This window comes from Stenotrophomonas sp. PUT21, from assembly GCF_052232875.1.
GTDB lineage: Bacteria > Pseudomonadota > Gammaproteobacteria > Xanthomonadales > Xanthomonadaceae > Stenotrophomonas > Stenotrophomonas maltophilia_N.
On sequence record NZ_CP197645.1, the window covers coordinates 2,016,004 to 2,035,767 of the forward strand.

General features: G+C 68.5%; 16 protein-coding genes. 10 read left to right on the forward strand and 6 right to left on the reverse strand.

The annotated features are described in order from the left end of the window. Positions 1-20: 20 nt before the first annotated feature. Complete coding sequence (locus ACTT2I_RS09295; RefSeq protein ID WP_421099854.1) at positions 21-1,115, forward strand: alkene reductase; 1,095 nt, start codon at positions 21-23, stop codon at positions 1,113-1,115. 101 nt (positions 1,116-1,216) lie between these two features. Here ACTT2I_RS09295 and ACTT2I_RS09300 read toward each other — a convergent pair whose 3' ends face one another. The 3 genes from ACTT2I_RS09300 to ACTT2I_RS09310 form a co-directional block, all read right to left on the reverse strand. Further along, on the reverse strand, positions 1,217-3,112 hold the full coding sequence (locus tag ACTT2I_RS09300; protein ID WP_421099853.1) for a CocE/NonD family hydrolase: 1,896 nt from the start codon (positions 3,110-3,112) through the stop codon (positions 1,217-1,219). A 99-nt stretch (positions 3,113-3,211) separates the two neighbouring features. Next, the gene (locus ACTT2I_RS09305) at positions 3,212-3,637 is read right to left on the reverse strand and encodes a hypothetical protein (RefSeq protein ID WP_443096836.1); all 426 of its coding nucleotides are present in this window, start codon (positions 3,635-3,637) and stop codon (positions 3,212-3,214) included. Continuing rightward, positions 3,634-4,989 (reverse strand): MFS transporter, encoded by a 1,356-nt coding sequence (locus ACTT2I_RS09310; protein WP_421099851.1) that lies wholly within the window; start codon positions 4,987-4,989, stop codon positions 3,634-3,636. The genes ACTT2I_RS09305 and ACTT2I_RS09310 overlap by 4 nt, the downstream gene beginning before the upstream one ends. Before the next feature lie 106 nt (positions 4,990-5,095). Between ACTT2I_RS09310 and ACTT2I_RS09315 the strand changes: the two genes are divergently transcribed. Continuing rightward, a complete protein-coding gene (locus tag ACTT2I_RS09315; RefSeq protein WP_421099850.1) occupies positions 5,096-5,992 on the forward strand; it encodes a LysR family transcriptional regulator in 897 nt (298 codons plus the stop codon). Positions 5,993-6,030: 38 nt separating this feature from the next. On the opposite strand, the gene ACTT2I_RS09320 is transcribed toward ACTT2I_RS09315, so the two are convergent. Together ACTT2I_RS09320 and ACTT2I_RS09325 are read right to left on the reverse strand one after the other, a co-directional pair. After that, complete coding sequence (locus ACTT2I_RS09320; RefSeq protein WP_421099849.1) at positions 6,031-8,850, reverse strand: beta-glucosidase; 2,820 nt, start codon at positions 8,848-8,850, stop codon at positions 6,031-6,033. A 268-nt stretch (positions 8,851-9,118) separates the two neighbouring features. After that, positions 9,119-9,562 carry a winged helix-turn-helix transcriptional regulator gene (locus tag ACTT2I_RS09325; protein WP_421099848.1) on the reverse strand — a complete coding sequence of 148 codons (444 nt, stop codon included), beginning with the start codon at positions 9,560-9,562 and terminating at the stop codon, positions 9,119-9,121. Between the two features lie 76 nt (positions 9,563-9,638). Between ACTT2I_RS09325 and ACTT2I_RS09330 the strand changes: the two genes are divergently transcribed. The 6 genes from ACTT2I_RS09330 to ACTT2I_RS09355 all read left to right on the forward strand — a co-directional run bounded on the left by ACTT2I_RS09330 (position 9,639) and on the right by ACTT2I_RS09355 (position 17,323). Beyond that, positions 9,639-10,985, forward strand: a complete 1,347-nt coding sequence (locus ACTT2I_RS09330; RefSeq protein ID WP_421099847.1) for an MFS transporter — start codon at positions 9,639-9,641, stop codon at positions 10,983-10,985. After that, entirely contained in the window at positions 10,907-11,341 is a 435-nt protein-coding gene (locus ACTT2I_RS09335) for a VOC family protein (RefSeq protein WP_421099846.1), read from the forward strand. The genes ACTT2I_RS09330 and ACTT2I_RS09335 overlap by 79 nt, the downstream gene beginning before the upstream one ends. Positions 11,342-11,564: 223 nt before the next feature. Then, positions 11,565-12,182 carry a translesion DNA synthesis-associated protein ImuA gene (gene imuA, locus ACTT2I_RS09340; protein WP_088433373.1) on the forward strand — a complete coding sequence of 206 codons (618 nt, stop codon included), beginning with the start codon at positions 11,565-11,567 and terminating at the stop codon, positions 12,180-12,182. Between the two features lie 9 nt (positions 12,183-12,191). Further along, a complete protein-coding gene (locus ACTT2I_RS09345) occupies positions 12,192-13,607 on the forward strand; it encodes a Y-family DNA polymerase (RefSeq protein WP_293978147.1) in 1,416 nt (471 codons plus the stop codon). Then, positions 13,604-16,705 (forward strand): error-prone DNA polymerase, encoded by a 3,102-nt coding sequence (locus ACTT2I_RS09350; protein WP_421099845.1) that lies wholly within the window; start codon positions 13,604-13,606, stop codon positions 16,703-16,705. Before ACTT2I_RS09345 ends, ACTT2I_RS09350 begins: the two co-directional genes overlap by 4 nt. 111 nt (positions 16,706-16,816) lie before the next feature. Continuing rightward, positions 16,817-17,323 carry a hypothetical protein gene (locus ACTT2I_RS09355; protein ID WP_421099844.1) on the forward strand — a complete coding sequence of 169 codons (507 nt, stop codon included), beginning with the start codon at positions 16,817-16,819 and terminating at the stop codon, positions 17,321-17,323. Positions 17,324-17,325: 2 nt separating this feature from the next. Here the strand turns inward: ACTT2I_RS09355 and ptsJ are convergent, their stop codons facing one another. Beyond that, on the reverse strand, positions 17,326-18,618 hold the full coding sequence (gene ptsJ, locus ACTT2I_RS09360) for a MocR-like B6 salvage transcription factor PtsJ (protein WP_421099843.1): 1,293 nt from the start codon (positions 18,616-18,618) through the stop codon (positions 17,326-17,328). An 88-nt stretch (positions 18,619-18,706) separates the two neighbouring features. Here ptsJ and ACTT2I_RS09365 point away from each other — a divergent pair, with 88 nt between their 5' ends. Together ACTT2I_RS09365 and ACTT2I_RS09370 are read left to right on the forward strand one after the other, a co-directional pair. After that, positions 18,707-19,474 (forward strand): YggS family pyridoxal phosphate-dependent enzyme, encoded by a 768-nt coding sequence (locus ACTT2I_RS09365; protein WP_421099842.1) that lies wholly within the window; start codon positions 18,707-18,709, stop codon positions 19,472-19,474. Then, complete coding sequence (locus tag ACTT2I_RS09370) at positions 19,471-19,707, forward strand: hypothetical protein (protein ID WP_088433378.1); 237 nt, start codon at positions 19,471-19,473, stop codon at positions 19,705-19,707. The genes ACTT2I_RS09365 and ACTT2I_RS09370 overlap by 4 nt, the downstream gene beginning before the upstream one ends. The last annotated feature ends 57 nt before the right edge of the window (positions 19,708-19,764 follow it).

Here is a 19,764-nt window from a genome sequence, read left to right on the forward strand (position 1 = left end):
CCCTCCCCCAAGGTAAGCCCATGACAGACTCCACTGACGGCCAGTTGTTTTCCCCCACCCGCCTGGGGGCCATCGACGTCGCCAACCGCGTCGCGATGGCACCGTTGACCCGCAACCGCGCGATCAACGACCGCATTCCCAATCCCCTCGCCATCCAGTACTACGAACAGCGCGCCAGCGCCGGCCTGATCATCGCCGAGGCCACCCAGATCAGTCCGCTGGGCCAGGGCTATCTGGACACCCCCGGCATCTACAGCCAGGACCAGATCGACGCCTGGAAGAAGGTCACCGATGCGGTCCACGCGCGCGGCGGCAAGATCGTGCTGCAGTTGTGGCATGTCGGCCGCATCTCGCACACCAGCCTGCTGCCCGAGGGCGAGGTGCCGGTCGCGCCGAGTGCGCTGCGTGCCAACGCCAAGACGTTCACCGCCAAGGGCTTTGAAGATGTCTCCGAGCCGCGCGCCCTGCGTCTGGACGAGATTCCCGGCCTGATCCAGGACTATCGCCAGGCCGCGCGCAATGCGATCACCGCCGGCTTCGACGGTGTGGAAGTGCATGCCGCCAACGGTTACCTGATCGACCAGTTCCTGCGCGATGGCAGCAACCAGCGCACCGACGAGTACGGTGGCAGCATCGAGAACCGCACCCGCCTGCTGGATGAAGTGGTCAGCGCGATCGTCTCGGAAATCGGTGCCGACCGCACCGGCGTGCGTCTCTCGCCGGTGACCCCGGCCAACGACGCGGAAGATTCCAACCCGCAGCCGTTGTTCGAACGCGCCGTCGAACGCCTGGATGCGATCGGCCCGCTGGCCTTCATCCACGTGATCGAAGGCGCAACCGGCGGCCCGCGCGACAACATCGCCTTCGACTACGCCGCGCTGCGCGCCAAGTTCAAGGGCGCATGGATCGCCAACAACGGCTACGACCAGGCGCGCGCGGAAGCGGCGGTGGCCTCCGGGTATGCCGACATGATCGCCTTCGGTCGCCCCTTCATCGCCAACCCGGATCTGGTCGAACGCTTCCGTCTGGGCGTGGCGCTCTCCGAGCTGGACAAGGACACGCTGTACGGCGGTGGCGCACACGGCTACACCGACTACCCGACCCTCGACGGTTGAGGGTCAATGCGGGTCCGCCGGATGCGCTGTCCGGCCAACCAGATCGAGGATGACCTGCATCCTGGAGGCGCCGGCCACTGGCCGGCACTCCCTTCCAGCCTTCAATACACCGGCAACGAAATGAAACTGGCCTGCTGCGGCGCGTGCCAGATCTGCTGCGTCGCCTTCTGGTAATCGGCCGGCTGGGCCAGGTAGATGTTCGGCACGAACGTCTGCGGATTGCGGTCATACAGCGGGAACAGGCTCGACTGCACCTGCACCATCACCCGGTGGCCCGGTTGGAACACATGGTTTGCGGTCGGCAGACCGAACTTGTAGTCCAGTACCTGATTGCTCGCGATCGCCTTCGGATCGCTGAAGCTCTCGCGGTACCGGCCGCGGAAGATCGCCATCGAGACCGACAGCTCGTAGCCGCCCATTTCCGGCGTCGACGGGGTCTGGTCCGGATACACATCAATCAGTTTCACCACCCAGTCGCTGTCGCTGCCACTCGTGGCTGCCTGCAGATTGACCTGCGGCGCGCCGCCGATCCGCAACGGCTCGGTCAACGGTTCGCTGACGAAGGTGAGCACGTCCGGGCGCCCATCCACGAAGCGTTGATCCTTCACCAGCCAGCTGGTCCACATATCGCGGTCGGCGAACCGCACCGGGCGCGGCACGAACGGCACCGGCTTGGCTGGATCGGACACATACGCCTCGAACGTCGCTTCACCCGCCTGCGGGGCCTCGAAGGACAGCTTGCCGCCCGCGCGCAGGTACAGCGGCTTGGACTGCGCCACGCTGCGCGGCCATTGCTGCAGCTTGTCCCAGTGGTTTTCGCCGGTGTTGTAGATCAGCACCGGCGGTGTCTGCGCCTTGGGCGCGCCATCGACCAGGTACTGATCGAAGAACGGCTTGAGCACATCACGTCGGAACTGCAGCGCGGTATCGCCGTCGAACTTCAACGCGCCCAGGCTGCTGCCGTCATAGTTGACCTGGCTGTGCCGCCACGGCCCCATCACCAGATAGTTCATCGTATTGCCGGTGTCGCGCGGCTCCATCGCCGCATAGCTGTGCACCGCACCCCACATGTCCTCCTGGTCCCACAGGCCCTGCAGCCACATCGTGGGCACGTTCAGCTCGGTCCTGGCCATGCGTGCGTCCAGCGCCTGCTCCTGCCAGAACGCGTCGTAGCTGGGGTGTTCGATCAGCTTGTGCCACCACGGCAACTGATCCAGGCCATTGGCCTTGGCGTAGTCCCCAGCCGAGCCGGCGCGCAGGAAGGTCGTGTAGTCGTCGTAGCCCACGCTGGGAATCGCCGGGCCCTTGCCGCGCTTGGCCAGCTGCCCGGTGAAATAGCCGAAATTGACCTGGCGGAACGCACCGTAGTTGAGCCAGTCATCGCCCATCCAGCCATCGATCATCGGGCTCTGCGGCGCGGCGACCTTCAACGCCGGGTGCGGGTTGGTCAGCGCCATCACCACGGTGAAGCCCTCATAGGACGAGCCCAGCATGCCGACCTTGCCGTTGCTCTCGGGCACGTGCTTGACCAGCCAATCGATGGTGTCCCATGCGTCGGTGGCATGGTCCACCTTCGTGGGGTTGAGCGGCCCACGCAGCGGCCGGGTCATCACGTAATCGCCCTCGGAGCCGTACTTGCCGCGGATGTCCTGGAACACGCGGATGTAGCCGCCATCGACGAACACCTCATCGCCCTGCGGCAGGATGTCACGCATGTTCGGCGAATCCATGCGCTTGGCACGGTTGGCGGCATCGTAAGGCGTGCGGGTCAGCAGAATCGGCGCGTTCCTGGCGCCCTTGGGCACCACGATGACCGTGTAGAGTTTCGTTCCGTCACGCATCGGCACCATCACCACGCGCTTGTCGTAGTTGTCCTGCGCTGTCGGGGTCACGAACCCCTTGGCTGGAATGTCCGGGGTCATCGGCGAGGTCTGCGCCGACACACTGGCCGCAACCATCAGACTCAACAGCGCAACTGGCAATACACGCACACGCATGGGCTCTCTCCCGGCAATGATGGCAACCTCCGCAGCCTAGCGCTGCCCGGCGCGCCCCGGTAGATGCCGAACGGCCCGGCGCCGTGTCTTTGCCCGCATTCAGCTGCCAACCACCGTTTCATGCAAAGCCTGCCAACGCAGCACGCCATCGGTGCCGGTGCCGGTGCCGGTGCCGGTGCCGGTGCCGGTGACCAGGATGGCCAAGGCCTCGCGTCGATTGCCTGCGTGTTGTGCCTCGATCTGGTCTTCCCGATAACGCACCGCGCATGCGCCCGTGCCCAGCGGCAGGTACGTCATCGCATCGATGGTGATGCGCAATCCCGGCCGGCTGGCATGCGCGGCAGCGAAGAAACCGGCCAGCGTGGGTTTATCCAGGCGGATGCCACGGATCCCGACCATGCTGAAGTCCTCGCTGAAACGGGCCAGCAGGGTATCGAGCGCCGCCACCGGCGAGCGGCCGGTGAACCAGTCTTCGATCAGCACATGCAGGTCATGGATCTCGTTGAAGGCAAGCGTGTCATTCATGGGGAGGCTCTCAAGGCAAGGGAAGACGCCGGCAGGCGCCGTAGCAGATGCATCGGCAGCAGGCTCATGCCCGCCGCCAGCATCAGGGTGAGCGGGAACGCGTGCGCTGGCAGCACGGAGGACAGCACCGCCAGCACACAGGCCAACAGCGCGGCGGCCAGACAGAAGCTGAGTTGGCGGTTGAGATTCCACAGCGCACTACCCGGCAGCAGCTCCGCGTCCGCCAACCTCTGGAAGGCGAGCGTCTGTGCACTGCTGCTGCACAGGCTGCCGCCCAGGCCCATCAGCGCGAAGGCCAGCACCGGCAGCCATGGGTGAGTGGCCTGCACGCCGATCAGCAGCACGATCCCGAGCGCCTGGCATCCCATGCCGGCGCTCAACAGTGGGCGCGCCCCGATGCGGGGCAGCCAGTGCCGTGTGGTGGCGATGGCGCAGGCCGAGGCGATCGCCCACGGCAGCATGAAGCCACCGATGGCCGCGGCGCCGTAGCCCTGACGGTGTAGCAGCAGCGTGGCCACCAGCTGGGTGCCGATGAAGGTCCCGGGTACCAGCAGATAGACCAGCATCGCCAGCCGCAGCGAGGCATGCCGCAGCAGCGACCACTGCAGGACCGGATGATCCGTAAGGCGCGCACTGCGGGCATACAACGCCAGCACCAGGGTGGCGACCACGAGCAGGCCCGCGCCGAGCATCCGCTGCCCCGGCTCTGCCAACAGGCTCAGCGCAACCAGCAACACGCTCAGGCCCAGTGAGCCCCACAGCAGCCCGCGACGGTCCAGCGCAGGTACGACCACCGGCTCACGCGGACGCACCCACCACGCCGCCAGCGCCAAGGCCACCATGGCCAGCGGCACACTGACCAGCAGCACGCCGCGCCATGAGCCCCACTCCACCAGCAGGCCGCCCAGCGTGGGCGACAGCGCCGGCACCAGCAGTGCCACCGCCATGATGCGGGCGGTCAGACGCGCGCGGTCGGCCGGTGGGCATTCGCGGTAGGCCATCGCCTGCCCGACCGGAATCAACAGCCCGCCGCCCAGCCCCTGCATCAGGCGCCACGCGATCAGCCACTCGATGCTTGGCGCGGTGCCTGCCAGCACAGCGCCCACGGTGAACAACGCCAGCGAGACGCACAGCACCCGGCGTTCGCCCAGACGCGCCGCCAGCCAACTGCCCAGCGGAATGACCAAGGTCAGCCCGAGCATGTAGGCATTGCCGATCCACGCCAGCTGCGGCACGGACGCGTGCAGGTCGTTGGCGATGGCCGGATACGCGACGGTCCCGATGAACATGTTCACCAGGTCCAGCGAGAATCCCAGCAGGTACAGCGTTTCCACCCTGGCCCGGTATGTCATGACGCGCTCCGATTGCGAGGCGGCAGCATGCGCGTTGCGGCCGGCTGGATATACGGGCAAGCGGATGCAAGACTGTCAAACCATTTTTGACAGTCAACGTGCCGCCATGGTCAGCCTGGATCGCTTCGAGACCTTCAAGACGATTGTCGATGCCGGCAGCCTGACCGCTGCCGCGCAACGCCTGGGCCAGAGCCGCGCGGTGGTGAGCTTCAACCTAAAGCGGCTGGAACAGGAACTCGGTGTGACGCTGCTGGTGCGCAATACCCGCAGCCTGGCGTTGACCGAAGCCGGCGAGCGTTTCTACCAGCACTGCACGGCGCTGCTGGCCACCGCCGAGCTCGCCATCGAGGAAGCACGCAGCGAACAGCTGCAGCTGCGCGGCACGCTGCGCCTGACCACCACACCGGAATATGCGATCGCCCGGGTCGTGCCGGTGCTGGAGTCGTTCCGTACGCTGCACCCCGAGCTGCGCCTGCATCTTTCGACCTCCCCGGCACCGGCGGACCTGATTCCCGAGCGGTTCGATCTCGCGATCCGCCTGGGCCGCCTGCAGGACTCGCAATTGCGCGCGACCCTGCTGGACGAACACGCGCTGTGCGCGGTCGCCGCGCCGTCATTGCTGGCCACATTGCCTGATGATGCCGCGCGCGATGATCCGGACTGGATCCGCACGCTGCCACGCCTGGGCTATCCGCGCCTGGCCGATCTTCCACTGGTGGCGCCCGATGGCAGCGACCAGGTGTTTGCCTGCAACCCCGCCCATGCGGTGGTCACGGTCGATAACGCATCCACGCTGCGCGCATTCGCGCTGGCCGGTGCTGGCGCAACCGTGTTGCCGCAGTGGTTGATCGATGACGATCTGGCGCAGGGCCGGCTGCTGCCGATCCTGCGCCGTCATCGTTTCCCGCGCCAGGGCGTGTATGCGGTGTTTCCCAACACCGCCCAGCGCTCACGCCGGGTCCGGCTGCTGCTGGCGCATCTGCGCGAGCACCTGCCGGGGTGAGCGGAGGCACGACCCACGGTCGTGCCCTGCCCGTCAGCTCAGCGGACCACCTGCTCGGCCAGCTCCAACGGCACGCGCTGCACCGGTGCATTGGCCGCGCGCGAGAGCTGCACTTCGTACTGCCCACCGGCGATCTTCCACTGCTTGGCAGCGGTATCGAAGCTGGCCAGCGTCTTCGGCTCGGCTTCGATGCGGATACGGCGGCTTTCGCCCGGCTGCAGCGTCACCTTCTGGAAGCCGATCAGGCGGATCGGGGTGGTGCTGCCCTGCGGCAGCTGCAGGTACAGCTGCGGCACATCCGCACCGGCAACCTTGCCGGTGTTGCGCACGTCCACACTGGCGACCACACGCTGGCCTTCCACCACCACCTGCAGGTTGTCGTAGCCGAAGCGGGTGTAGGACAGGCCATGGCCGAACGCGTACTGCGGGGTCAGGCCCTTGGCCGCAAACCACTTGTAACCGACGTTGGCGCCTTCGATGTCGTAGTCGATGGTGTCATCCGGCTTGTTCTTCGGGTTGAAGCCCAGGCCGTTGACGTGCGGGCGCGGCAACTGGCTGACATCCACCGGCCAGGTGACCGGCAGGCGGCCGGACGGATTGACCTTGCCGGTCAGCAGCGCGGCGATGCCCTCGCCGCCACGGATGCCCGGGTACCAGGCCTGCAGGATGGCCGGTACCTGCTGCAGCCACGGCAGCTCGACCGGGCCATTGGTTTCCAGCACCACCACCGTCTTCGGGTTGGCCTTGGCCACGCCGGCGATCAGCGCGTCCTGGTTGTCCGGCAACTGCATGTGCGGCAGATCGACCGATTCGGCCGACCACTGCGTGGCGAACACGATGGCCACATCGGCCGCCGCAGCAGCGCGCGCGGCGGCGGCGACATCGCGGCCGTCCACGTAATCGATGCGGGCATCCGGACGCTCGGCGCGCAGCGCCTCCAGCGGCGAGGACGGGTGGAAGATCACCGGGCCCGGCCAGGTGGTCGGCATCACGCCCGGCACCGCATTGGTGCCGCGGGCGGTCCAGCCCACCATCGAGGAACCACCGCCGCCGATCACGCCCTTGTCGGCATGCCCACCGATGATGACGATGCGCTGCACATCCTTGCCCAGCGGCAGCAGATCATCGGCATTGCGCAGCAGCACGCTGCCTTCTTCGACGGTGCGCTGCGCGGCATGGAAGCCGGCCTCGTCGTCGATCGGCTCGTGCACCGGCGGCAGATCGAAGTTGCCGTGCGCGAACATCGTGCGCAGGATGCGGCCGACCATGTCGTCCAGACGCGCCTGCGGCACCACGCCACCGGCCACGGCCAGGCGCAGCGGTTCATCGAAGTAGACCGCCTTGTCGAACACTTCACCGGCCGACTGCTGGTCCAGGCCGGCCAGCGCCGCCTTGGAGCCACTGTGCACGCCGCCCCAATCGGACATCACGAAACCGGGGAACTTCCATTCCTGCTTGAGCACCTCGTTCATGAGGTAATCGTGCTCGCAGCCGTAGGTACCGTTGATGCGGTTGTACGAGCACATCGCCGAGCCCGGCTTGCCGATGTCGATGGCGATCTCGAAGGCCAGCAGATCCGACTCGCGCATTGCCTGCTCGCCGATCTCGGCGCTGTGGAAGTTGCGCGAGGTCTCCATGTCGTTCAGCGCGAAGTGCTTCATCGTGGAGATGACGTGCTGGCTCTGCACGCCGCGGATCGATTCACCCACCAGCACACCGGCCAGCAGGGGATCTTCACCGGCGTATTCGAAGTTGCGGCCATTGCGCGGGTCGCGCTGCAGGTTGACGCTGCCGGCCAGCAGGATGTTGAAGCGCTGCTGCCAGGCTTCGCGCCCCATCGTGGCACCGCCAGCAAAGGCGATGTCCGGGTTCCAGCTGGAGGCCGTGGACGGGCCGGACGGCATCGCGGTGGCGTGGTCGCCCTTGCGCAGGCCGCCGGGGTTGGTGACGCCGACGCCGGCATCGGCCGACTGCTGCGCCGGAATGCCCAGGCGTGGCACGCCCGGCACGAAGCCGGCCGAACCGACCGCGCCTTCCGGCAGTGGACCGCCATCCTTGCCCAGCCCGAAATAGCTGTGCAGCATCTGGAACTTCTCGTCCACGGTCATCTGTGCGACCAGAGCCTTGGCACGGGCATCGGCGTTCAGGCCGGTGTCCATCCACGGCGTATCGCCACCGACCGGCGCGGCATAGCCGAGCGTCAGCAGCGTCGCCGCAGTGGTGCCCTTCTTTCCGTCATGCGTGCGCAGCTTGATGGCGGACGAGGTGGCCGACTGGAAGCCATCGCTGAAGTAGCTTTCATTGGCTTCCAGCGCGACGCGCGACGGATCGAACCCGGCGGTGGTGGCCGCATCGGCGCTGACCGCGCCCAGCAGAACGGCCGGCGCGCCCAGGCGCGAGCGGGTGACCAGCGTCGGCAACGCGGCAGCATCGGCAGCGCTGGTGTACAGCGCGACGACGTGGCGGCCATCGTTGAGGCGCAGGTAATTCAGGGACGGCTGCTCGGTGCCCGACTCGGCCTCGATCGGCAGGCGGGTCAGCACCACGCTGCCGGTCTGCTGCGCAGCGGCCGGATCGGCGGTCACGAAACGATAGTGGTAGCCCAGCGCATCAGCCAGACCCTGCAGAGGATCCACGCGGTCGGCGCGGCGCTCCACGTTGCGCACGGTCACGGCATCGACCTGCAGGTGTTCCAGCTGTGCAGCGACCACGGTGGCGTCCAGATCACCCGGGGTCTGTTCCAGGGTCAGCACGGTGAACGCGTCGGTGGTGGCGGCCGGGGCAGCGGCCCAGGCAGAAGCACTCAGGGAGAGCGCGATGGCGGCCGTCAGGGCCAGGGGCTTTGAAATCGTTTTCATGAGCGGGCGAAACACCTTTGCTTGCGCAATAAATCCGGGGAGTCTTGCCGCAGAAGGGTGCAGCGCCATATCGGCGGGAACCACGCGCAGGTGCGCGGAACCGTTTACAACGCAAGGCGATGACGGCTACGTCCAGGCCCCTCCGCCCGTCGTGACAGCCGCACCACCCGGGAGGCCGTTACCAGCGCCTCACCCCCGAAGAGTGTCCGAGCCTGTTCATGCCTGTCAACAGGATGCTTACATTTGAGACAGCCCAACCCAGGCGAAATCAGGGCGACGGCGGCTTTATCACCCGGGTCTCGGCGGCCGCCACCACGTGCCCGTGCTGATCACGCGGCAGCATCGGCGCCAGGGGCTGCCCATCGCTGTCGGCCTGCAGCACCGAGCGCGGTTCGCCCTTCGCGAACAGGAAGGCCTCGCCCCATTGGCGCAGGGCCACCACCAGCGGGAACAGCGCGCGGCCGCGCTCGGTGAGCACATATTCCTGATAGCTGCGCCCCGCCGCCAGCGGCTGTTGCGCCAGCACGTCCGCCTCCAGCAAGGCCTGCAGCCGCTGGCTGAGCATGCTCCGCGACATTCCCAGACGGCGCTGGAAGTCACTGAACCGGCGCACCCCATCGAAGGCCTCGCGCACGATCAGCAGTGACCAGCGGTCGCCTACCAGATCCAGCGCGCGGCCCACCGGGCAGGTCGTCATCGGCTCGATTGCCATGCAGGCTCTCCTTTCAAGGTTTCATTTTAGAACCACATCCGGCAGAATCAACTGGTTCTATTTTGAAACCACAATCATGGCCGTCATCGCCTCCAGCCCCCGCGCTTCAGCCTCCCCGCTCCCCTCGTCCCTGCTGATGCTGTTCGCCTGCGCGGCCGGCCTGAGCGTGGCCAATGTCTATTACGCCCAGCCGCTGCTGGACGCCCTGGCCGCCGATCTCCAGATCAGCACCGGCCGCATCGGCGCGGTGATCGCGGCGACCCAGCTCGGTTCGGTTGCCGCCTTGTTATGGGTCGTGCCGCTGGGTGACCGCCTGGATCGGCGCCGCCTGATGGCGGTCCAGACCGGCGGCCTGGTGCTGGCGCTGCTGGCCGTGGCGCTGGCCGCGCAGGCCTGGAGCCTGCTGCTGGGGATGCTGGCGGTGGGCCTGCTCGGCACCGCGATGACCCAAGGGCTGATCGCGTACGCCGCCGCCGCGGCGGGCGGGCACGAGCGCGGCCGTGTGGTCGGCGCCGCACAGGCAGGCGTGGTGGTCGGGTTGCTGCTGGCGCGGGTAGTGGCCGGGGCGGTGGCCGATCTGGGCGGTTGGCGCGCGGTATACCTGCTCTCGGCGGCGCTGATGCTGGTGACCGGCACCGTGCTATGGGCACGCCTGCCACGGCTGCCGGTGCTGGCCGCGCCCAACGCGCGCACCGGCTTGATCGCCCTGCTGCGGCAGCAGCCGATGCTGCGCCAGCGCGGCGTGCTGGGCCTGCTGCTGTTTACCGTGTTCGGCCTGTTCTGGAGCAGCATGAGCCTGCCACTGGGCGCGCCACCGTATGCCCTAGGCCACACCGCCATCGGCGCCTTCGCCCTGGTCGGCCTGCTCGGTGCATTGGCGGCGGCACGCAGCGGGCACTGGAGTGACCGGGGCCACGCCGGGCGGGTCACCACCGGCGCCCTGTGGCTGATGCTGCTGAGCTGGGCACCGATCGCGGCGATGTCCCATCACCTGGGCTGGCTGGTGCTGGGCGTGCTGCTGCTGGATCTGGCCGTGCAGGCGCTGCACGTCACCAACCAGAGCGGGATCCTGGCCGCCGCACCGCAGGCGCAGGCCCAGGTGATCGCCACTTACATGCTGTTCTACGCGGCAGGCAGCGGGCTGGGTGCACTGGCCGGCAGTGCGCTGTATGCCGCGTTCGGCTGGCCCGGGGTGTGCATGGCCGGCGCCGGCGTCTCGCTGCTCACGCTGCTGGCGTGGTGGGCGATGCCGGGTTATCACACCATCACCGGTGGTCATGAGCCCTGCCCGGTTCCCGATGGATCGCGGATCGATAATGAGCACTCACGTCCCGGAGCGACCGCATGCCCCCACACCGCCACTTCGATCAACTCTGGCGTGACCGCAACGACACCTCCCGGCAACGCAGCCCCCGGGTGCTGATCCGGGTGTTCGTCGGCCCGGGCGAGCTGGAAGCGCGGGTGGCGTTCTACGAGCAGTTGCAGGGGGTGGTGGCCGATGCGGGCTTTCCGTTCCCCGAGGCCGGCCTGCGCCTGGCGATGGTCGGGGCGTTCCTGCTGATCGAAGGCGCGCCGGACAAGCTGGCCCCGTTCACCTCCACCACCGGCACGCTGCTGGTGGATGACGTGCAGCCGTACTACGACCGGCTGGTGGCGGCCGGCGCGCAGATCATCTTCCCGCTGCAGGTCGTGCCGACCGGTGCGGCCTTCAACGCCGTGCATCCGGACGGCACCGTGGTCGAGTACGTGCACCACCGGCCCGATCCGCACGGGCGCTGAGTCCCCCGCCCCGCACCGATCCATCCCCTGCGTGGCGGCCCTGCTGAAGCATTCATCACCCTCAACCGGTTCGGAATCCGGCTGCCGAATTCGTTAGCATTTTTACTAATTGCAGGTAGGATTGTCGGTCTCAGCCTTTGACACGCGTGCTGCCGATACTCGCCGCCATGCCCTTGTTTCCTGCCCGTTTCCGCCTGCTCCAGCCCTGCCGGGAGGCCTGTTGATGGGCGCCGTGCTGGCCTTGGACCGGCTGCTGGAAACGCGCCGGGTCTGGCGCGGGCAGCCGCGTGCGGCCTTCCCCGAGGTGGCGCCGCACCCGACCGGCCACCCGGCGCTGGATGCCCGCCTGCCCGGCGGTGGCTGGCCGCCGTCGGCGCTGTCGGAGGTGCTGCTGGCCTCGCCCGGGGTCGGTGAGCTGGCCCTGGTCTGGCCGACCCTGGCGCGGTTGAGTCAGCAACAGCAGACCGTGGTACTGATCGCCCCGCCGCACCTGCCGCATGCCCCGGCCTGGGCCCGCGCCGGGCTGGCACTGAACCAGGTGCAGGTGGTCCAGGCCAGCCCGCGCGATGCGTTGTGGGCGGCCGAACAATGCCTGCGCTCGGCGGCCTGCGCGGCGGTGCTGTGCTGGCCGCAGCAGGCCGATGACCGCGCGCTGCGCCGGCTGCAGGTGGCGGCCGAGACCGGCCAGTGCCTGGGCTTTTCCTTCCGCGACGCCCGGCATGCACGCAATCCCTCCCCGGCCGCGCTGCGCCTGCAGCTCGACGATGGCCAGGTGCGGGTGCTCAAGTGCCGTGGCGGGCTGGCACCGGCACAGCCGCTGCCGCTGGCCGTGGCCCATTGAGCCGCCGCCGTGGACTGGGCCTGCCTGCTGCTGCCGCACCTGGCGCTGGATGCCGCCCTGCGCCAGCAACCGGACCCGGACGCGCCGCTGGTGCTGGTCACCGGCCCGGCGCAGCGGCGCGTGCTGCACGCGGTGAGTCCGGCGGCCCGGCAGCTTGGGCTGCGCCGCGGCATGCTGCTCTCGGCCGCGCAGGTGCTGACCCGCGACATGCTCAGCGTGGAGTACGACCCACGCGCCGAGCAGGCCACCCGCCAGCTGCTGGCCAGCTGGCTGTATGGCATCAGCTCACAGGTCAGCCTGGATTTCCCGCATGCGATGGCGCTGGAGATCCGGGCCAGCCGCGCACTGTTCGGTGATTGGCCACAGGTCGAGCAGCGCCTCACCCGTGGCCTGACCGAACTGGGTTTCCGGCATCGGCTGGTGGCCGCACCGAATCCGCATGCCGCCAGCGTACTGGCCCGCGTGCATGGCCGGCTCGGCGTGGCTGCACCCCAGCTGGATGCGGCCCTGGCCCAGGTGCCGATCGAACGCAGCGGGTTGCCGGCCGAGGCGGTCACGGTGCTCGCGCGCTCAGGCCTGCGCACGCTGGGCGCCGCGTTCGGCCTGCCGCGCGAGAGCCTGGCCCGGCGCTTCCCGCCGCAGGTATTGGCGCACCTGGATGCGCTGCGCGGGATCAGCACGCCGCCGCTGCGTTATTTCCAGCCACCGGACCGCTTCGATGCGCGCATCGAGTTCGAGTACGAGGTCGAGTCCACCCAGGCGATGCTGTTCCCGCTGCGCCGCCTGACCGCCGATCTGGCCGCGTTCCTGTGCTCGCGCGATGGCGGCGTGCTGCAGTTCGATCTGTGGTTCGAACACGAAAACCACCCGGATACACGGCTCTCGATCGGTCTGCTCGCCCCCGAGCGCGAACCGGCGATGCTGTTCGAGCTGGCCCGCAACCGCGTCGATCATCTGCAGTTGCCCGCCGGCAGCCGTGGGCTGCGCCTGCAGGCCGAGCAGCTGCCGCCGTTCGTCCCGGCCGCACGCGATCTGTTCGACCCGCGCCCACAGCAGGCGATGCCGTGGGAGCAGTTGCGCGAGCGCCTGCGTGCCCGGCTCGGCGACGATGCCGTGCAGGGCCTGGGGCTGCGCGCCGACCATCGGCCCGAACGCGCGACCGGCGATGCCGGGGGCGCCCCCAAGGCCGCGCCCCCGGTGCTGCCGATGCGCCCGGGCTGGTTGCTGACCCAGCCGCAGGCGCTCCAGGATCCGCACCTGCGCATCCTGTCCGGGCCGGAACGGATCGAATCGGGGTGGTGGGATGCCGGCGACATCCGCCGCGACTATTACGTGGTCGAAACCACGCAGGGCCAGCGCGGCTGGGCGTATACCGCCGCCGATGCACGCAGCGGGCCGTTCATGCTGCACGGCTGGTTCGCATGAGCACGTCCCTGCCCGATTATGCCGAACTGCATTGCCTGTCGGCCTTCAGTTTCCAGCGCGGCGCGTCCATCGCCGAGGAGTTGTTCGCGCGGGCCAAGGGCCAGGGCTACCGCGCGCTGGCGATCACCGACGAGTGCTCGCTGGCCGGCATCGTGCGCGCCTGGCAGGCCGCGCAGAAGCACGCACTGCCCCTGATCACCGGTGCCGAGTTCCAGCTGGAGGACGGTCCGAAACTGGTGCTGCTGTGCACCGATCAGGGCAGCTACGCCGCGCTGTGCCAGCTGATCACCACCTGCCGCCGGCGCGCGCCCAAGGGCGAGTACCGCTGCCTGCGCAGCGACATCGAACAGCTGCACGCCGGTCTGCTCTGCCTGTGGCCGGCGCCCACCCCGGGCATCGAGGATGCGCAGTGGCTGCAGACCTGCTTCCCGCAGCGGCTGTGGCTGGCGGTTGAACTGCACCGCGAGGCCGACGACCGTGCGCGCCTGCAGCGGCTGCGTCGTTTCGGCCGCGACCAGGGCATTCCACTGGTGGCCAGCGGCGATGTGCACATGCATGTGCGCCGCCGCCGCGCGCTGCAGGACACCCTCACCGCGGTCCGCCACCACTGCACACTCGGTGAGGCCGGCTGGCGCTTGTTTCCCAACGGCGAGCGCCACCTGCGTACCCGCCAGGCCCTGGCCACGCTGTACCCGCCCGAACTGCTGGCCGAGACCCTGCGCATCGCCGAACGCTGCCACTTCGATCTCAAACAACTGAAGTACACCTACCCGCGTGAGCTGGTGCCGGCCGGTCACGACCCGGCCAGCTGGCTGCGGGTGCTGGTGGAAGAAGGTATGCAATGGCGTTGGCCAGCGGGCGAGACGCCCCAGCAACGCCACCAGATCGAACACGAACTGGCGCTGATCCACACCAAGCAGTACGAGTCCTACTTCCTGACCGTGCACGACATCGTGCGCTTCGCGCGCCGCCAGCAGATCCTCTGCCAGGGGCGCGGCTCGGCCGCCAATTCGTCAGTGTGCTATGTGCTGGGCGTGACCGAGATCGACCCCAGCGAGATGGAGCTGCTGTTCGAGCGCTTCATCTCCGCCGAGCGCGACGAGCCGCCGGACATCGACATCGACTTCGAACACGAGCGCCGCGAGGAAGTGCTGCAATACGTGTTCAACCGCTACGGTCGCGAACGCGCCGCCTTGACCGCGGTGGCGATCAGCTACCGGGGGCGCAGCGCGGTGCGCGATGTGGCCCGGGTGCTGGGCCTGCCGCCGGACCAGGTCAACGAACTGGCCGCCTGCCTGGACCGCTGGAGCAGCCACGAGCCGCTGCCGGAGGCATTGCGCGAGCGCGGTTTCGATCCGGATACCCCGCTGATGCGGCGCGTGGTCGCCCTGACCGCCGAACTGGTCGACTTCCCGCGCCACCTGTCCCAGCACCCGGGTGGTTTCGTGATCTCCGAACACCCCCTGTCCACGATGGTGCCGGTGGAGAACGCGGCCATGGCCGACCGCACCGTGATCCAGTGGGACAAGGACGATCTGGATGTCACCGGGCTGATGAAGGTGGACTGCCTGGCACTGGGCATGCTCACCGCCGTGCGCAAATGCCTGGCGATGCTGGAAGCGCATGGCGAGCCGAAGATGGGCATGGCCGATATCCCCTCCGGCGATGGCCCCACCTACGACATGATCTGCCGCGCCGACACCCTGGGCGTGTTCCAGATCGAGTCGCGCGCGCAGATGGCGATGCTGCCGCGCATGCAGCCGCGCTGCTTCTACGATCTGGTGATCGAAGTGGCGATCGTGCGCCCCGGCCCGATCCAGGGCGACATGGTCCATCCGTATCTGAACCGACGGAAGAAGCTCAAGGAAGAAGGCATCGAAGAGGTCGACTATCCCCCCGCGCTGGAAAAGGTCTTTAAACGCACCCTCGGCGTGCCGCTGTTCCAGGAGCAGGTGATGCAGCTGGCGGTCGCCGCCGCCGGCTTCAGCCCCGGCCAGGCTGACGCACTGCGCCGCTCGATGGCGGCGTGGAAACGCCACGGTGGGCTGGAGCCGCACCGCGACCAGCTGCTTGCCGGCATGGCCACCAACGGCTACAGCCGCGAATACGGCGAGCGCCTGTTCGAACAGATCAAGGGTTTCGGCAGTTATGGCTTTCCGGAAAGCCACGCGGCCAGTTTCGCGCTGATCACCTATGTCAGCTGCTGGCTCAAGTGCCACCACCCTTCCGCGTTTGCTGCCAGCCTGATCAACAGCCAGCCGCTGGGGTTCTACACCCCGGACCAGATCCTGCAGGACGCGCGCCGCCATGGTGTGCCGGTGCTGCCGGTGGATGTGCGCTACAGCGCATGGGACTGCACGCTGGTGCCCCCCACCTCGCCGGGCCGGCCGTTCGGCATCCGCCTGGGGCTGCGCCTGGTCGATGGCTTCAGCGAGGCGGTCGCCACCGACGTGGTGCAGGCGCGCGACCGCGCACCCTTCGAGAGCGTGGCCGACCTGAGCCAGCGCGCGCAGCTGGACCGTCGCCATCAGGGCCTGCTGGCCGATGCCGGCGCACTCAAAGGCCTGAGCGGCCATCGCCATCGCGCGCGCTGGGAGGTTTCCGGCGTGGAGAAGCCGCTGCCGCTGTTCGAAACCGCGCGCGCCACCGCTGAAACCGCCGTGCCGCTGCCGCTGCCCAGCGCCTTCGAGGACATGCAGGCCGACTACAACAGCACCGGCACCACGCTGGGCCGGCATATGGTCTCCTTCATCCGCAGCCAGCTGCGCCAGCGCCGCTGCCACCGCTCCGACGAGCTGGCCGCACTGCCACACGGGCGCAGCGTGCGCTTTGCCGGGCTGGTGCGCATGCGCCAGCGCCCACAGACCGCCAGCGGCGTCACCTTCCTTACCCTGGAAGACGAATGCGGCATGGTCAACGCGGTGGTCTGGCGCAAGATCGCCGACCGCCAGCACCGCGTGCTGGTCGAAGCCCGGCTGATGCAGGTCGATGGCCGCCTGGAACGCGTGGACGGCGTGCAGCACCTGATCGTGCGCCAGATGCACAATATCGACCCGCTGATCGATGGCGTGCGCACCCACAGCCGCGATTTCCGCTGAACCCTCCCGCGGCCGACCTCATGCCCTGAATGCAATTCCAGACTTTTCCGACTGGTGTCGTGAATGGCCTATCCGGTATCGTCGCACCCTTCCAAGGATCCGGAGAACTGCATGTCGCGCGCGCTGACTGTCACCACGCTGGTCGTTTCCAGCCTCGCCCTGATCGTTTCCGGTTGGACCGCGCTGCGCCTGCACCAGAGCCAGTCCGATGAGCGCGTCATCACCGCACGCGGTCTGGTGATCCGCGATGCCAGTGGCCAGGCACGGGTGATCCTCGGCGCACCGGTGCCTGATCCGCTCACCAAAGGGGTCACCCAGGGGCCGCGCGCCTCACCATTGTCGGGCCTGATCCTGCTGGGGGCGGACGGCTCCGAGCGCGGCGGTTACGGCACCGCCGATATCGGCGACGAGGCCATCCTCACCCTGGACGATGCCACCGGCACCACCGAGGTATTCAAGGTCACCGCCAACCCGGACCGCGGCGCGACGCTGGTGGTCAAACACCAGAACAGTACCGGCGCGATGCTGACCTCCTGGCAGGGCAAGCCGGAACTGATCTTCCTCAAGGACGACGAGCAGACCCACTACATCAGCCCGAACGCCGCTGCGGCGCCCTGAGCTCAACCCGCCAACGCCTCGCGCAGATCCTGCGCGAAGCGCCTTGCCTCGGGGCTGGTCAGTGTGGCCGTGGTGATCCGCAGCCCGTGCACCGGCGCATGAACCGAAAACACCTCGCCCCCGCGCACCTGCCAACCGCGCTGGGCCAGGGCCATCACCAGCGGCTGGCTGTCGCTCGCCAACGGCAGCCACAGGTTCAGACCGTCCATCTGCGCGCCTACCGCGATGCCTTCCTCCTGCAGCGCCTGCCGCAGCATTTCCCGGCGCGCCACGTAATCGTCCCCGGCGCGTTTCATCCGCGCCGCCACCCGTGCAGACCCCAGCGCCGCAGCAGCTGCATCCTGCAACAGATGGCTGACCCAGCCGGTGCCCGGCGCCATCCGCAGGCGCAGCCGTGCCGCGGTTTCGGCATCACAGCCGATCAACGCCAGGCGCAGGTCGGGCCCCAATGACTTGGACAGCGAGCGCAACAACGCCCAGCGCTGGGTCGTTGGCGGAATCACGGCGTGATACGGCTGCCGGGACAACCATGCGAAATGGTCATCGACCAGCACCAGCACCTGCGGATACCGTTCCAGTACCTGGCGCAGCGCGCGCGCGCGCCGCCGGCTGAGGCTGGCACCGGTGGGGTTGTGCGCACGCGGAGTGAGCAGCACCGCCCGTGCGCCGGCGGCCAGCGCCTGCTCCAGCGCCTGGACCTGCATGCCTTCCTCGTCGATCGCCACCGCCTGCGTCTGGTAACCGGCCGCACGCAAGGTATTGAGGCTGCCGAGGAAGCAGGGGTTCTCCACCGCCACTGGATCACCCGCCAGCAGCCAGCAGGCCAGCACGCGTTCGATCGCATCGACCGCGCCGTGCGCCAGTTCCAGCACATAGCCGGGTGGACAATCGCCGGCCAACTGCTGGTGCGCGAGGGTGGCCAAGGCCGGATCGATGGTCGGCGTGCCATACAACCGCGGCGGCCGCGCCGGCAGCAGCGCGCGCAGGTCCGGCAGGCAGCGCGGGTCCGGGTTGCCACTGGCCAGGTCCTGCAGGGCCGAACCCGGCTGCGTGCCTTCCTGTGCCCCCGGGCTCGGCCGTGCGCTGACCACGGTGCCGCGCCGCCCCTGGGTCTGGGCCAGACCGGCCGCATCCAGTCGCTTGTACGCGGCCGCGACCGTGTTGCGGTTGATGCCCAGGGCGAGCGCCAGATCGCGGACCGGGGGCAGCAGCTGGCCCGGTCCCAGCGCGCCACTGAGGATCTGCTGGCGGATGCTCTCGAACACCGCACTGGCGGTCTGGCCGGTGATTTTCATTTTGTCCTATGCCAATATATCCATCGTCACGGGACAGTGTTGCACGTGCGCCGCCGCCGTGCAGCCGTCCCCGCTTCCGGAGCTCCCCATGCCCATCGCTGCCCCCACCTGGCCCCAGGCCACCACTGTCGACGAGATCCGCCACAACCTGCAGGCGGTCCGCGAACGCATTGCCCGCGCCTGCGCACTGGCCGGCCGCGACCCGGCCAGCGTGCGTCTGCTGCCGGTCAGCAAGACCGTCGATGAAGCCCGCCTGCGCCTGGCCTGGGAAGCCGGCTGTCATGAGTTGGGCGAGAACAAGGTGCAGGAGGCCCAGCGCAAGGCTGCGGCCATGGCCGACCTGCCCGGCCTGCGCTGGTCGGTGATCGGTCACCTGCAGACCAACAAGGCGCGCGACGTGGCGCGCTTTGCCAGTGAGTTCCAGGCGCTGGACAGCCTGCGCGTGGCACAGGCACTGGATCAGCGGCTGGAACTGGAGCAGCGCACGCTAGACGTGTTCGTGCAGGTCAACACCTCCGGGGAGGACAGCAAATACGGTCTGGACCCGATCGAGGTCGCCGATTTCGTGCAGCAGTTGCCGGCCTTCTCCAACCTGCGCGTGCGCGGGTTGATGACACTGGCGGTGTTCTCGCCGGATCCGGAACAGGTACGCCCGTGCTTCGCGCGCCTGCGCGAGCTGCGCGACCGTTTGCGCCCCACCCTGCCGCCGGGCGTCAGCCTGGAGGAACTCTCCATGGGCATGTCCGGTGACGTCGAGATCGCCATCGAAGAAGGCGCTACCGTCGTGCGCGTCGGCCAGGCCATCTTCGGTGCGCGCTCCACCCCGGACAGCCTCTACTGGCCGAGCCCGGCATGAGCCACTATCGCCTGATCATCCATTGCCACGACCAGCGCTGGGGCCAGTTCGACAGCGAGGGCCCACAGGCCCGTGAGCACCTCATCGCGCTGGCCGCGCGACTCCCCGACGCGGATGGTTTCCGACTGCAATGGCAGCAGGCGGTCGGCGAGCAGCGGCTGCTGCAGAGTGGTCCGGACGGACTGAAGGTGCTCAGCAGCGAACCCGTGTACCGGGATATGCCTGCGCCATGAACGGCCGCACCCCGGGTTCACGTCAGCGCACCCATCGCACGCCGATGCGCCGGCCGA